A 14607-nucleotide genomic window follows, 5' to 3' on the forward strand; every position below is an offset into this window, starting at 1 on the left:
TGACGCGACTCAGTCGACATAGCAGGTTTTACCATGAATAAATGGCTAGTTTCAGTTTCTATCGTTTTGGCAATGGTTGTCAGTAATGCCCAAGCGGCCGGTGATGCGGCAGCGGGTAAGGCCAAGTCCGGCACCTGTCTTGCTTGCCACGGGGCGGATGGTAACAGTGCCAACGCCGTCTGGCCGAAACTGGCGGGTCAGCATCCCAGCTATATTAAAAAACAGCTGCAGGAATTCAAAGCGGGCGCCCGCAAGAATGACTTGATGTCTCCAATGGCTATGCCATTGAGTGATCAGGATATGGATGATCTGGCCGCCTATTTCAGTGGGCAGGCTCAGTCACCTGGAGTGGCAGCTGCCGATCAGGTTGAGTTGGGTACAAAAATCTATCGTGCGGGTAATGTAGCCACCAATGTTGCGGCTTGTATGGCCTGCCACGGTCCCTCTGGTAACGGTAACCCCGGTGCGAAATTCCCTCGTATCTCAGGTCAGCATGCGGCCTATCTTGAAAAGACCCTGAAAGATTTCCGTTCAGGTGACCGTGCTAACGATAATGCGAAGATGATGCAGAATGTCGTCAATCGGATGACGGATAAAGAGATCGCCGCTGTAGCTCAGTATCTGCAGGGATTACGTTGATCTGCAACTGAACAATATCGTTTAAGTGACAACAGTTCGGCTTTTATCCAGGACTGAACGATCAATAACCCGCAGCCAGTGAAGGCTTGCGGGTTTTTTTGTCTTTCTGGTATCGATTATTCAATCGTTTTTATCCGGCATCCTCGTTGATGAAATGTGGACCGAGTTGTCCTCTTTGCCGGATCATACGGCAATCCGTTGAACCCAATCCGCATTGTTGGGTCGGAAAGAGGCAAGGGTCTGTGTGATATCACAGTCTCTGGGCTTAATTTTTTTGTCAAATGGCCGCTTAAACCCCTACTGAGGAGATAATATGAAGAAACAACCGCTTTTATGGATGCTGTCGCTGCTGGCATGGCTCTTTCTGGCAGGCAGTGTGCATGCTCAGACTGCTTTTGAAGAGGATGTTCACTATTTCCCCATCATTCCTGAACAACCCGGTGCCGAAGGTAATAGGGTTCAGGTAATAGAGTTCTTTTGGTACGCCTGTCCTCACTGCTATAAGCTGGAGCCGCACCTGAATAGTTGGGCTAAAAAGAAGCCGGAAAATGTGGAGTTTGTCAGGATTCCTGCTATGTTCAAGCGAGCTGATGTGGTGCTGCATGCCAAGACTTTCTATGCCCTGATGCTGATGGGTGTCGAAGAGGAGTTGAATGCCAGTATTTTTGAGGCCATTCATGAAAAGGGTGATCGACTGGCCACCCCGGAGGCGATGGAGTCATTTCTCGCTGAAAAGGGCGTTGAATTGGATGCCTACCGAAAGGCGATGAAGTCATTTGCGGTGCAGACACAATCACGTCGAGCAGAGGTGCTGGCCAATCGGTTTGATATTAGAGGTGTGCCGGCCTTTGTTGTGGATGGTAAGTTCCGTACCAGTGGTTTGGAGGGGGATGCACAGATGCGGGCAATAGATTATCTGATTGATAAGGTTGTCACTGAAAAACAGGCCGGAAAGCAGTAGACTGTATGTATTACCGGGGGAATCCCAATGGATAGCAATGGCCATTTGCAGCGCTTGAGGCTGCTCAGTTACAACATACAGGCAGGTATCGATACTCAACGCTATCGCCAGTATGTCACCCAGAGTTGGAAGCAGGTGCTTCCACATCGGGATCGCTTGAGTAATCTCAATCGTATTGCCTCGGTAGTTCATGGTTATGATGTGGTTGGGCTTCAGGAGGTCGACTCTGGCAGCCTGCGCAGTGGTTTTGTCGATCAGACGGAGTATCTGGCTCACCAAGCCGCATTTCCCTTCTGGTATAAACAGGTCAATCGCAGTCTTGGTAAGATTGCCCAGAACAGTAATGGCTTGTTGAGCCGCTTACGGCCTTCACAGATTACCGAGCACAAACTACCCGGACTACCGGGGCGGGGTGTGATTGTGAGTAGTTTTGGCGGTGATGACGGCATCACCGTGTGCATCATGCATCTGGCCCTCGGGCGGCGGGCACGGTTGCGTCAAGTGGCCTTTATACGCGAGCTGGTGACTGATCTGCCGCATGTGGTGGTGATGGGGGATCTCAATTTCGGCTGTGACTCACAGGAGATGCGTTTATTGACCCAGGGTGGAGCACTCTGGCAGCCATCCTGTCAGATGAATACATTCCCCAGTTGGCGGCCAATACGTAAGATTGATCACATTCTCGTATCGGACACCCTTCAGGTAGAAAATGCCAAGGTGGTTGAGTATCCGCTCTCGGATCATCTCCCTATCGGGATCGATGTCATTATTCCTTCTGGTGTGAGATTGGCGGCTTAGTCAAATGACTAGCACTGAAACACCCTTGGCTCCGGATTGGAAAACCCGCTATCTCGATCTGGTGCGTCAGCAGTCGACTGAGTCTGAAGCAGCCGTTGAAACCGAGAAGCTGTTGTGCCGAATCATTATTCGGTTAACGCTTGCTACGGGCGGACTTGATCCCACGCTTGATCCCCATCTTATCGCTTTGCGCAATGCTGTTCGTAAAGGGGTCAAAGGCGATCTCAGTGATCGCCTTTCGGCAATTTCAGAGGCTTTGATTCGTGCCAAGGATGAGCCGCAATCAGAGGATGTCGTTGAAGTTGGCCTGCTACCCCGGTTGATTGCGCGCTCTGGTTTGACCGGGCGCAATGCGGGGAAGTTGCGTAAATTGGGTGAGCAACTTATAGCCGAAGGTGACCGGGTTTCGGATGATCAGATTGACAGCTTTTTGCGTCTGCTCACTCGACCAGAAAATGGGTCTCACTCCAGGGGGTTATTAGGTCGACTCTTCTCCTCCTCTTCGGCGGAGCCTTCAGGGAGTGAAACGTCCGGGGTTACACCCAATCAGCAGCTATTGACATTACTGGGCAGTCTGGATTGGCCTGGTCAGTTGAGTCAGGACATCAAGCGGCTGGAGTTAGAGCTTTCCGTGCGTAACGATGTTGATGTCTGGGCAGAGGTGATGACTTCGCTGGTGACGCTGCTTGCTTCATCGCTGGGTGATGTGCAAACAGAGATTCGTGACACCCAGGGCTTTCTGGAAGAGTTGACCCGGCGTCTGGTCGATATTGACAAGCATGTGACTGGGAGTAAAGCGCTGCGAGAGCAGTCCAGGGTTGATGGCAAAGTGTTGGATCAGGTGATGAAGCACCAGGTAGAAGGTATGCGTGGCCATATGGATACAGCAACCACGCTGACTCAGTTGCGCCAGGAGATCGGCCTGAAACTGGATGCCATTGAGTTGCATGTTCAGACCTTCATGGATAAAGAGGGCCGACGCCATACTGAAGCGGCTCAGTTGGAAGAGCATCTACGCCAACGGCTTATCGAGGTGCAGAATGAGAGTCGAGATCTGCGCAGCAAAATGATTGAGGCGCATCGACAGGCGGCCACCGATACCTTGACGGGCTTGCCCAATCGTCTGGCCTATGAAGAGCGGCTTGAACAGGAGTTTGCCCGTTGGAAGCGATTTGGTGAACCACTCGCTCTGCTGGTCTGGGATATTGATAATTTCAAGATCATTAATGACCGGTTTGGACACAATGCGGGTGATAAGGCGCTACGTATCATCGGACAGAATCTGCAGCTTGGGTTGAGGGAGACCGACTTCGTGGGTCGCTTTGGTGGGGAGGAGTTCGTCATGCTACTGACCGGCTCCGCAAAAGAGGACGTGTTGACCCTCGCTGATGACATCCGAAAGGAGGTGCAGGAGAGTGGTATTCACTCTTTAGGTAATCGGGTAGAAGTGACCATCTGTTGTGGGTTTAGTTGCTTTGAGGAAGGCGATACTCCGGCGGATGTGTTTAGCCGGGCAGATCGCGCACTGTATGAGGCCAAGAAAACCGGTAAAAACTGCGTAAAATCTGCATAAAAATCACAGCAGTTATTCCACACCTCTAGTCGTTCTATTTGTCAGTCTCGTTCAGAACTTCCAGTCGTATCGGGTCTTGCGCATAGCAGTATTCCCACTTTCCCCCTTCTATCTCCAAGACCCGTAAGAGATCACTCACAGGCACAGCCTCACCAGGAAAGACATGTGAAATGGTGAGGAACTGTCTGCTTATCCCTCCCTGCTGACGCCAATTGAGCTGATGTGCTAACAGCGGTTTTCCGCATGCTGGGCAGATGATCGGGTAGGGGTTTTCTTTGTTGAATTGTGTCTGCCAGTTTATGAAGTCATGGCGACAGTGAGGGCATCGCGGTGGGCGAGTGTTACTGCCTGAAATCAGCTGGGGTGCTTGATAGGGACCGAATAGTTGAATCGTACAGTTTTGCTGAGGATCGTTCTGTTCCAGCGGGATGGCTGGAGAGCATCCCAGATAGGTTATCCATTGCAGGAAGCGGTCACCAGGATAGAATTGTTGCTTACCATGAATGACAGGTTTATCCAGGAATTGAACCTCTGTCAGGCGTGCAATCAGCTCTACATGTGTATGTAGCGGGCTTGGTGGCGAGGGGTGGAGGATAAGGTATCCAGGATTCATGTTGGTAGCTTTAGTTTTCGTGTGAGAGAAGTGTGTAATGAAAGGCGATAAGTACGAACTTGCAAGTCGATCTTTCACTGTTTTTAATGTTATGTGATAACATAACAATTATCTTAATCCTATTTCTTCCGTCTCATGTCCATAAAATACAGTTTTAACATGCACTTACTAGGCTTGCTCGCCCTCTTTTTTGGTGTGCTTGCTGAAGCCGCTCCCCTTTCCGTGACGGTAACCATTCTACCGCAAAAGTTTTTTGTTGAGCGGATTGGAGGAGAACACGTGCAGGTCTCTGTTTTGGTAGGACCAGGTCAGAGCCCCGAGACCTTTGAGCCATTGCCACGGCAGATGGCGGTATTATCCGGCTCATCACTGTTTCATCGTATAGGCGTTCCATTCGAGGATGTATGGATGGAAGGCCTGCGCAGCACCTATCCAGAATTGGTTTTTTTGGACGCCAGAGAGGGTGTAAGCTTGCGTGAGATGGAAGCTGCGGGTGGTCATCATCATGACGATGACGCACATCATGCGCATGCCGGTGCTGATCCCCATATCTGGCTGGATCCTGCCAATGTGCGCATTATGATTGATCATCTGCGTGATCAACTGATCACTCTCGATCCACAGCACGCCGCCGATTACCGTGAAAATCATACCCGTTTTTCTAACGAATTGGCTCAATTGGAGCAGTCAATTCGGGTCCAGTTAGGTCCGATGAAAGGGCGTAAGTTCATGGTGTTTCATCCTTCCTGGGGCTATTTCGCGGATGCCTTTCAACTGAAACAGCTACCGATTGAAAATGAAGGGAAGGAGTCTGGAGCGCGCACACTGATGCGCCTGATTGATCAGGCTCGACATGAATCAATCAGGGTGATCTTTGTGCAGCAGCAGTTTTCTACCCGACAGGCGGAGGCGCTGGCGAATGCGATTAATGGGCAATTGGTTACACTCGATCCTTTGGCCGAATCCTACTTTGATAACATGAGAAAGGTGGCTTCAGCGATCAGTGAGGCCTATCAATGACCGCAGTGGTCTCCCTGGAGGATGTGACCTTCTCCTACAGTGGCCCCAAGGTTCTGGACAGGATCAACTTGGAGATCAGCGAGCATGAATTCATCGGACTGGTAGGCCCAAATGCCGGTGGCAAGAGTACCCTGTTAAAGATGATGCTGGGCCTGCTCAAGCCTTTGGCCGGTAAAGTGCGTGTGCTGGGTGATAAGCCGGAGCGCAGTTGTACTCAGGTGGGCTATGTGCCGCAATATCCGCTCTTCAGTCGGGAGTTCCCGATCACTGTTGAACAGACTGTCCTGATGGGGCGGCTAGGTGTCTCCGGTATGTTTGGCGGTTATAGGCGCAGTGATCGTGAGGTCGCTCGTAGGGTCATGCTTGAGACCGAGGTGGCCGACCTCTCCTCCCGCCAGCTTTGTACTCTCTCTGGTGGTCAGCTGCAGCGTGTCTTGATGGCCAGAGCGTTAGCCTGTGAGCCTCGTATTCTGATGCTGGATGAGCCAACGGCTAATATCGATATGCGCATTGAGACGGAGATATTTGACTTGTTGAAGAAACTCAGTAGCCGTATGACCATTATTGTGGTTTCCCATGATGTGGGCTTCATTTCCGGTTATGTTGGCCGAGTCGCTTGTCTTAATCGAACTTTGGTTTGCCATCCCACGGCGGCTATTGACGGCGATACGATCCGCTCGCTCTACGAGGCAGATGTCAAAATGGTGGAGCATCACCACCACTGAGTGGAGTGAACGTTTATGATGGAATTTTTTAATGCACTCTGGGGTCATGCCTTTCTCCAATATGCCCTGGCAGGGGGGCTGTTGGCCAGCATCGGTTGCGGTATTGTCGGCAGTTATGTGGTTGTTAAACGCATCGGTTTTTTGGCGGGTGGCATATCCCATAGTGTGTTGGGTGGTATGGGCATCGCCTTCTTTTTTGGTCTGAGTCCACTCGGTGGCGCACTGGTGGCCGCTGTGGCTTCGGCGCTCTTGATCGGCTGGGTTCGTATCACGTGGCGCGAACAAGAGGACACGCTGATCGGCACACTCTGGGCCGTTGGTATGGCAATCGGTATTCTCTTCATATCCAAGACGCCGGGCTATGGTGTCAATTTAATGAGCTATCTATTTGGCAATATCCTTATGGTCAGTCCAGGGGATCTGTGGATGATGGCCGGGATTGATCTGATTATTTTGTTAACGGTCTATTTTTGTTATCAGCAGTTTCTTGCGGTGTCATTCGACGAGGAGTTTGCCCGGTTACGCGGGATTCCCGTCACTTTTTTCTATCTTCTGTTGCTCTGCATGGTTGCTGTGACGGTGGTGTTGTTGATTCAGGTTGTGGGTTTGATCCTGGTGATTGCACTCCTGACTTTGCCAGCGGCTATCGCGGCTCATTATGTGCATAGCCTGGGAAAAATGATGTTGTTGGCAACGCTCCTGGGTATGTTGTTCACGCTCGTGGGTTTGGCGCTTTCTTATGGGCCTGATCTACCGGCGGGTGCGACGATCATTTTGGTGGCGGGTGTGACCTACCTGATCTCACTGTTTGCCACAACATTGCAAAAGCGTAAAGTGATGCGCAGACAACTGTTGCAGGCCATGAAATGAAGCAGACAGAATGCCCAATAAATTGTCAGCATGCGCTACGTGTGGCGGATGAGATTTGTCTTGGGCGGGGGGTGCGACTGACGTCTCAGCGTCGCCAAGTGCTTGAGATTCTATGTGATCATCACAAGCCTATGGGCGCCTATGACATCCTTGATCTGTTGAAGGTGCAGTTACCTTCCGCAAAACCACCGACGGTTTATCGTGCGCTGGATTTCCTTCTGGAGCAGGGTTTAGTGCATCGTCTTGAGTCGCTGAATGCCTATGTCGGTTGTATCCACCCAGAGCATCCCCATGCTAGCCAGTTCCTCATCTGTCGTGACTGTGGTGAGGTGAGAGAGCTGGAGAGTCGAAATGTGGATCGAACGCTGGACAGCGAACTCAAGGCCTGTGGATTTAAAGCAGAATCCCAGGTGATCGAGGTGACCGGTCGCTGCCTGCGCTGCGTTGGGCAGGAAGAGCTATGAAGCGACTGGTCTTGTGGCTGCTAAAAGGTTACGGGTATGTGATCAGTCCGTTATTGGGCAACAATTGCCGGTACTATCCCAGTTGTTCGGCCTATGCTCGCGAGGCGGTCGAGCTGCATGGGGTGGCGAGAGGGCTCTGGCTGGGTCTGCGGCGTGTGTTACGCTGCCATCCGTTTCATGAAGGTGGGGTTGACCCTGTGCCTGAACCCCCCGTGTCTGAATCGAAGTGCCGACATAAACACTGAGCGGCGGTTGAGAACAGGCTCGGAGTCGATCCGTTGTGAATCGGCTCCGAGTATTCTTTCCAGATTTAAGCGGGAAGGTTAGGCAATTTCAGTCCCGTCATATCCTGCATAACACGAATCACCTGATTGCTGTAGCCGGCTTCGTTGTCATACCAGACATAGAGGACGGCCCGGTTTTCCTCAACAATGGTCGCCGCAGAGTCGACAATACCGGCTTCTGTCGAACCCACCAGATCGCTGGAAACGAGCTCTGTAGAGGTGGTGAAACCGATCTGTTCGCGTAGTTGTGAATTCAACGACGCTTCACGTAGCAGTCCATTCAGCTCTTCAACCGTGGTTTCACGCCCCAAATTCAGATTCATTAACGCCATGGATACATTCGGCGTTGGTACGCGGATGGCGTTACCTGTCAGTTTTCCTGCCAATTCGGGCAACGCCTTGGCCACAGCCTTGGCGGCGCCAGTGGATGTGATCACCATGTTAAGTGGTGCACTACGGCCGCGACGTTCAGCCTTGTGGTAGTTATCGATCAGGTTTTGATCGTTGGTGTAGGCGTGAATGGTTTCCAGGTGTCCGCTGTTGATCCCTAGGGTGTCATTCAATACCTTGAGCACCGGCACAATCGCATTGGTGGTGCAGGAAGCCGCGCAAAGAATCTTGTCATCAGCGCTGATCTCACTGTGGTTGACACCATAAACGATATTCTTGATGTCACCTTTGGCAGGGGCGGTCAGGAGTACCTTGGAGGTGCCCTTCGATTTAAGATGCAGGCCCAAGCCAGCCTCATCCTTCCAAATGCCGGTATTGTCGACAATCAGGGCATTATGGATGCCGTACTGGGTGTAGTCGATGGAGTCGGGTGAATCAGCGTAGATCACCTTGATGTAGTTACCGTTGGCAATGATTGCATTGGTCTCTTCATCGATAATGATAGAGCCGTTAAAGGGGCCATGCACCGAGTCGCGACGTAGCAGGCTGGCGCGCTTTTTCAGATCACCTTCACGACCACCGCGGACTACGATTGCCCGTAGGCGCATCTTGTTTCCTGCGCCGGTTCTCTCAATCAGTAGGCGAGCCAGCAAACGACCAATACGGCCAAAGCCATACAGCACAACATCCTGTGGTTCTGCCAAAGGGTTTTTCTTGCCCGTGTTGATGGAGGCGAGTTCCTGGGTCAGGAATGCAGCCATATCCAGATCGTTTGCAGGGTCCAGGTAGGCGCTGCAGAGTTTGCCTAGGTCAAGGCGGGCTGGTGAGAGGTCCATGTTGGCAATCGCTTCCAACATCTCGAAAGATTTGTTGACATCCAGTTCAATGCCGGCCATCTGGCGAACGTAGCGGTGAGCTTTCAGGATGTCGATGGTGGTGGCATTCATCAATCGACGACCATACATGAGGATTACCAGCCCCCGGTCCCGATAGAGTTGGCCAACCAGTGGGATCATTTTTTCAGCCAGGTTCTGGCGATCTTTCCACTCGTTTAGGTACTGCTCACTTGCATTTAAGCTCATATCTCAATCCTGCCCCTAGCTAGATGTTGGTCAGATAATAAGAAGGGTTTATTGATGTATAAACACCTGCGGCGTGCGCGGATAATAGCAGATTATGATGGCCTTGTGCGGCGCAAAACCGAAAAAATCCAGAATATTACTGGACGTTCGTACTAATTAATATATTCCTTTCCGTTTGAGGGTGGTTTTTTCTGTTTTTATCACTTGTGGACATTTTTTTTGCGCATGGTCTATGCTTTTTAAACCTGTGCATGCTGACTATTTACTAGAGGGAGCGGGTTCAGGTGCCGATCCCTCATGGGAGCGATGATTATGGGTATGTTAGATAGATGGTTCGGTGGGATGAAACATTATCCGCCATTGGCGGCAGACAGTCAGGCTAAACATTACCTCGATGAAATCAGTCCAGCGTTGGAAGGATTGGTGGGTGATGTAAAGGATCCACTGGAAGTGGTGCCTTCCGATCATGAAGCCTTTGTTTTTATCGGAAAACCGCCTAAACGTTTTGGTCTGGCCTGGATACACGATGGTAAGGTGAGTAGTTTTCAGAGTTTGGTTGAAGAGCGCCATTTGTCCGCTGCGAAGAGTGAGCAATTGCTTGATGAGCTTCGGGGTGCCTACCAGCACGCATTGGACGCCCCCCGATACAGTGCAACAGTGGGGAATCGAAAGATTACCATCACGCCCTCAATGAAGCTTGAGCAGGAAGTGCACGAAATTATAAGTCACACTAAGTAGGGCGCTGAAATCCCGGTTATGACGGCGGTGTAAGGCCGCCGTCATAACCCCGGAATTAGTACATATGCTGTCCACCGTTGATGGAGAGTGTGGAGCCGGTTACAAAACCCGCGTCATCCGATACCAGAAACAGCACGGCACGGGCAATGTCTTCAGGCTGCCCCAGTCGACCCACCGGAATGGTCCGGACAATCTTTTCCAGCACCTCTTTAGGCACGGCCCTGACCATGTCGGTTTCTACATAGCCCGGAGCAATGGCGTTTACTGTAATGCCTTTCGCAGCACCTTCTTGCGCTAATGCTTTAGTGAAGCCATGGATACCTGATTTGGCAGCAGCGTAGTTCACTTGTCCGTATTGACCTGCTTGGCCGTTAACCGAACCGATATTGACAATGCGTCCAAATCCGCGCTCTCGCATGCCATCAATCACCGAGCGAGAGGTGTTGAAACAGGATGAGAGATTGGTTTGAATGACCTGATTCCAGCGCTCAAAGTCCATGCGGTGCATGGTGCCATCCCGGGTAATACCGGCATTATTGACCAGTACGTCAATGGGGCCGACGCTGGCCTCTATTGATTTGATGCCGGCTTCGACATCGGAGAAGTTACTGACATCGAATTTTACTGTCTTGATACCGGTTCGTTTGGTGAATTCGGCTGCGGCCTCGTCGTTTCCGCCATAATTTGCGATGACCTCATAACCATTTTCTTTGAGTGTGGTGCAGATGGCTTCGCCGATACCTCTGGTGCCGCCTGTTACTAGTGCTACTCGCCCCATAAGATCTACTCCTTCATTACTTTTGGATAGTGGGATGCCGAGGCTTGCCTGGCATCACTGGTCCAGTCAGAGATTGTCTCGAGAAGACAGCTTACAAAGTGTCCACGGACATCATTACATTGACGCTAGGTCAATGTTATTCTGGTATGCCTTCCTTTTTGTGGGGTCCTTGTGACGTTTATAAAGGTCATACTTTTTCTAACAGGACTGGCTACCATAGTACCGAAAAAAAAACAGATGTGAATGAGAATCAAAATAGCAGTGGGTTCTAATATATCGTCTTCTATCAAATAGTTGCCATTTGCAGGTAAATCACGTGAAATAGGCCGTTTGGTCATGTCTTGCCTGTAACCCTGCCGGATCTGCATTAATGAAATTTTTAGCCTTCTTCCATATTGCGTTGGTCATTGTGTTTGCTGCCTTGAATGGCGTGATGCTCTATCTGTTCATGCTTCAGCTTCCCTATGGGCTGGATCCTTTTCTGTTTAGTCTGGCTTCTTGGGACCGGATGAGTCCGCAAATCGGCTATGTGGCAGGTATTTCAGGCGTGCTGGCTGTGTCTGGTGCGGTACTGGTTCAGTGGTTGCCTGAAGTGTGGAAGAATCGCCTGCTCTATGCCCGCTGGGACTTTTCTCACCCTTCCAGCGATGCCTTCCTGACAACCCGCAAGCAGCCTTTCGAGAGTCGTGACCTGTTGGCAAAGTTTCCCATGATCAAAGATTCAGGGTTCAGTCGAAGGGTGCAAACGGAGGTTTGGCAAGATGCCTATAACGCGAGTCGTACAAAGCGGGTTGTGCTGAATACGCAGATTCATTGGAATATGTTGCGCGATGTCTATGTGCTGAGTCTCTATTTCCTCACTTTTTTCCTCATAGGTTGGCTGATTAACATGGGTGTGCCCTTTCAGATTGTGGGCATCTATATGTTCTTGTTTGGAACCCAGACGCTTTTTCTGTTGTTTGCTGCACGCCGAACGGGCTTCCGCATGGTGGATAATGTCCTGGCATTGGCGCTAGGATTTGAGGAAGACAACGCCTCGCTGGGCAAGAAACGCAAATAAAGAGTGCTTGGTTCGGTCGGCTTAGCTGACGACGATCAGGTCTTTGAGGCGTAATGCCCGACGTGATTGTCGATAGGCCACCTGGGCCAGGAACAGCTCTCCTGCGGCCAGAGCATCGGTCAGTGCGTTGTGTGCAGGGTAGCGGGGCAACCCATATCGGGCGCGCGCTTTGGCAAGTCGAAGATCACCTGAACGTATCGCTTGATCCCGCATTCTGAAATGTCGAACCTCGAGGGCGAGGGTATCCACAACCGGCGCGAGAAAGGGATAACCATAGAGATTTTTACATGCGTTATTGAGAAACTCGTACTCAATAGCGGCATGATGTGCCAGGAGTGCTTTGCCCTTGAGTGCGTTGAGCAGAATTGGCATAACCGCTTCCAGTGTCTGGGCTTCTGCTGCTTCGTCATCCAGTATGCCATGCACTACAGCCGATGATTCGGGTATCGCCATGGTGGGTCGGGTCAGGATATGGGTCGCATCACTGAGTAGCATGCGGTCGCCCCTGACGGTGGCGTAACCGACGCTCAGAATTTGATCCTGCTTGGCTTCCAGTCCGGTGGTTTCAAAATCCAGCGCCAGATAGTCGACCTGCCGCCAGTCAAGATCGCGGCTGGGGAATGGCGTGTCGTAGTAATCCCGTAAAGGACTATCAGGCATCTTTCTGGTCCACCAGTTACGCCGCTCCTCCAGATTGAAAAGGTGCTTCCAGATCGACATCTCTACCTCAGGTAGCGCTGGCTCAACACATTTTGCATAGTGCGAACCACGGAGAAAGCATCCTTCAAGTGACTGCGTTCAAAGTGTGAAAGATCATCCGGTGACATGTAGTTATCCGGGGCTTCACCTGCCCTGATCTGCGTGGCCTGGTGCTTGATACGTAGTGAGCTGACAAACTCCAGTGCGTCGCGTAGGTCATGTGCGCCGCCTTGTGAGACCTCTCCGCCTGAGGCAACCTCTTTGAGTCGGTCCTGCGTATTAATGGCGTGGCTACCCGCTGCAAGCGCGTAGACACGCGCCAGGTCCACAATAGGCACAATCCCCGTATGTTTCAGATCAAAAGTGTGGTCATGATCGCCCCCACTGATCAGGACAAAATTGCGGAAGAAGCCCAGGGGTGGTTTGTGGCTGAGCGCATTGCCAGCCATATAAGCCAGGAAGATCTGATTGCCCCGTGTCTTATCCAGCAGGTACTCACGTAAGTCCTGGAACAGGCTTTTTTCTCCGGCAATACAGCGTAGATCAAAAAAGACACAGGTAAGCATCAATGCCTTTGGCTCAGGTTGATCCACCCATCCGTCAAAGTAACGTTTCCAGGTTTTTAGGGGTTGGCGCCATTTGTCCGTAGTTGCCATCATCTCGCCAGGGCAATAGACATAGCCGCACGCATTCAGGCCGTCACAAACTAACTGGGACAGTTGCTTGAAGTACTCTCCGTGTTCACTTGGGTCATAGGTGTCGTCCAGTACCAGGCAGTTGTCCTGATCGGATTTTGCCGTCTGTTCACTACGTGCTTGGGAGCCAGCAGCGATCCAGGCATAGGGGACAGGCGGTGGGCCGAATTGCTCCTCAGCGAGCTGTAGCAAGCGGGTGGTGATGGCATCCACCACGGCGGTAATGACATGGCCAATACTGTTGGCCGTGGCATCGGCCGCAGCCAGGTTCAATAACAGTTGGGGCAGTTTGGCACTGATGCTGGCCAGGCCACTGATCTCACTCTGCTTGTATATTGAGCTGACCAGGTAGACCGCAGAGGTCGTATGACGCTGGGCAAAATCGGTTGCCGTGAGCATTCCTGCAATCTTGCCATTACGTAATATAGGTAAATGATGGATGTTGGAGCGTGCCATTTGCAGCATGGCATCAAAGGCATAATCACCCGCGTCCAGTGTATAGGGGGCGGGTGTCATGATTTCACTGATCGGCAGGCTGGTGTCCAGACCTTTGGCGACTACACGTCGGCGCAAATCCCTGTCGGTGACGATGCCGGTAAGGGTTTCGTCTGCCTCGGTGATCAGGATGGACGAGACACGTTCATCCGACATCACGGCGGCTGTTTGCTGGATGGTCGCAAAAGGGGGCATGGTAATAGGTAACCGGCTGATCATCTCCCCAATCTGTGTGGCCATCAATCCCAGCTGGGTGCTGCCATCTTCACCTGTGTTGCTGATGGCATCACGTAGTCGATCACCGCCTGCGGGTTCAAAAAAATAGGAAAACTGGGGGTGCTCCCGACAAAAAACATCCACATCAGTGGCTGGGAGCTGGTAGACCAGGCTGTCTTCCAGGGCGATGCCGGTGAATTTTTCGTGTCCTTCCATGTGTGAGGCCCGATAGCCAAACAGATCTCCTTCACCGAGGCGGGCGAGTAATTCATCTTGCAAGCCATGAATTTCGACGGCACCCGATCGAACGAGGTAGAGGTAATCATCAATACTGCCCACATCTGGAATGGTCGCACCGCGTCTGAAATACCTGATCTGCAATTTTTCAGGCATCTGGTTGAGCGCCTGTTGCGGGAGTTGATCAAAGGGGTGATGGGCAGAGAGAAAATCCCGGATCTCAAGCAGTTCGATTTCCATATTTACTTCCGTTCCGCGCTGTTGATTGGC

16 protein-coding genes are annotated in these 14607 nt (G+C 51.5%); 11 read left to right on the top strand and 5 right to left on the bottom strand.

Annotated features, from left to right (window positions below):
* Positions 1-33 precede the first annotated feature (33 nt).
* The 4 genes from FHP88_RS13050 to FHP88_RS13065 all read left to right on the top strand — a co-directional run bounded on the left by FHP88_RS13050 (position 34) and on the right by FHP88_RS13065 (position 3971).
* Entirely contained in the window at positions 34-639 is a 606-nt protein-coding gene (locus FHP88_RS13050) for a c-type cytochrome (protein WP_144359516.1), read from the top strand.
* A gap of 313 nt (positions 640-952) precedes the next feature.
* Positions 953-1600 carry a thiol:disulfide interchange protein DsbA/DsbL gene (locus FHP88_RS13055; protein WP_144359517.1) on the top strand — a complete coding sequence of 216 codons (648 nt, stop codon included), beginning with the start codon at positions 953-955 and terminating at the stop codon, positions 1598-1600.
* Between the two features lie 27 nt (positions 1601-1627).
* A complete protein-coding gene (locus tag FHP88_RS13060) occupies positions 1628-2398 on the top strand; it encodes an endonuclease/exonuclease/phosphatase family protein (protein ID WP_260843301.1) in 771 nt (256 codons plus the stop codon).
* A gap of 4 nt (positions 2399-2402) precedes the next feature.
* Complete coding sequence (locus tag FHP88_RS13065; protein WP_144359518.1) at positions 2403-3971, top strand: GGDEF domain-containing protein; 1569 nt, start codon at positions 2403-2405, stop codon at positions 3969-3971.
* Between the two features lie 34 nt (positions 3972-4005).
* Here the strand turns inward: FHP88_RS13065 and FHP88_RS13070 are convergent, their stop codons facing one another.
* Entirely contained in the window at positions 4006-4584 is a 579-nt protein-coding gene (locus FHP88_RS13070; RefSeq protein WP_144359519.1) for a hypothetical protein, read from the bottom strand.
* 159 nt (positions 4585-4743) lie between these two features.
* On the opposite strand from FHP88_RS13070, the gene FHP88_RS13075 reads away from it, so the two are divergent.
* The 5 genes from FHP88_RS13075 to yidD are packed head-to-tail and all read left to right on the top strand — an operon-like array spanning position 4744 to position 7908.
* Positions 4744-5604 (top strand): metal ABC transporter solute-binding protein, Zn/Mn family, encoded by an 861-nt coding sequence (locus FHP88_RS13075; RefSeq protein WP_144359520.1) that lies wholly within the window; start codon positions 4744-4746, stop codon positions 5602-5604.
* Positions 5601-6329: a metal ABC transporter ATP-binding protein gene (locus FHP88_RS13080; RefSeq protein ID WP_144359521.1), complete on the top strand. Its 729-nt coding sequence runs from the start codon at positions 5601-5603 to the stop codon at positions 6327-6329. Before FHP88_RS13075 ends, FHP88_RS13080 begins: the two co-directional genes overlap by 4 nt.
* 15 nt (positions 6330-6344) lie before the next feature.
* The gene (locus tag FHP88_RS13085; RefSeq protein ID WP_186297716.1) at positions 6345-7199 is read left to right on the top strand and encodes a metal ABC transporter permease; all 855 of its coding nucleotides are present in this window, start codon (positions 6345-6347) and stop codon (positions 7197-7199) included.
* Positions 7196-7663 carry a transcriptional repressor gene (locus FHP88_RS13090; protein ID WP_144359522.1) on the top strand — a complete coding sequence of 156 codons (468 nt, stop codon included), beginning with the start codon at positions 7196-7198 and terminating at the stop codon, positions 7661-7663. The genes FHP88_RS13085 and FHP88_RS13090 overlap by 4 nt, the downstream gene beginning before the upstream one ends.
* Entirely contained in the window at positions 7660-7908 is a 249-nt protein-coding gene (yidD, locus tag FHP88_RS13095; protein WP_144359523.1) for a membrane protein insertion efficiency factor YidD, read from the top strand. Before FHP88_RS13090 ends, yidD begins: the two co-directional genes overlap by 4 nt.
* A 65-nt stretch (positions 7909-7973) precedes the next feature.
* Here the strand turns inward: yidD and FHP88_RS13100 are convergent, their stop codons facing one another.
* Entirely contained in the window at positions 7974-9419 is a 1446-nt protein-coding gene (locus tag FHP88_RS13100) for a glyceraldehyde-3-phosphate dehydrogenase (protein WP_144359524.1), read from the bottom strand.
* A gap of 312 nt (positions 9420-9731) precedes the next feature.
* Between FHP88_RS13100 and FHP88_RS13105 the strand changes: the two genes are divergently transcribed.
* Positions 9732-10157: a hypothetical protein gene (locus tag FHP88_RS13105; protein WP_144359525.1), complete on the top strand. Its 426-nt coding sequence runs from the start codon at positions 9732-9734 to the stop codon at positions 10155-10157.
* Between the two features lie 55 nt (positions 10158-10212).
* Here FHP88_RS13105 and phbB read toward each other — a convergent pair whose 3' ends face one another.
* Positions 10213-10935, bottom strand: coding sequence for an acetoacetyl-CoA reductase (phbB, locus tag FHP88_RS13110; RefSeq protein WP_144359526.1), 723 nt, complete (start codon positions 10933-10935; stop codon positions 10213-10215).
* Between the two features lie 370 nt (positions 10936-11305).
* Between phbB and FHP88_RS13115 the strand changes: the two genes are divergently transcribed.
* On the top strand, positions 11306-11995 hold the full coding sequence (locus FHP88_RS13115; RefSeq protein ID WP_144359527.1) for a hypothetical protein: 690 nt from the start codon (positions 11306-11308) through the stop codon (positions 11993-11995).
* 21 nt (positions 11996-12016) lie between these two features.
* On the opposite strand, the gene FHP88_RS13120 is transcribed toward FHP88_RS13115, so the two are convergent.
* Positions 12017-12715, bottom strand: coding sequence for an exonuclease domain-containing protein (locus tag FHP88_RS13120; protein WP_144359528.1), 699 nt, complete (start codon positions 12713-12715; stop codon positions 12017-12019).
* 2 nt (positions 12716-12717) lie between these two features.
* The gene (locus tag FHP88_RS13125; RefSeq protein ID WP_144359529.1) at positions 12718-14577 is read right to left on the bottom strand and encodes a putative nucleotidyltransferase substrate binding domain-containing protein; all 1860 of its coding nucleotides are present in this window, start codon (positions 14575-14577) and stop codon (positions 12718-12720) included.
* Positions 14578-14607 lie beyond the last annotated feature (30 nt).

This window comes from Sedimenticola selenatireducens, assembly GCF_007625115.1.
Classification (GTDB): domain Bacteria; phylum Pseudomonadota; class Gammaproteobacteria; order Chromatiales; family Chromatiaceae; genus Sedimenticola; species Sedimenticola selenatireducens_A.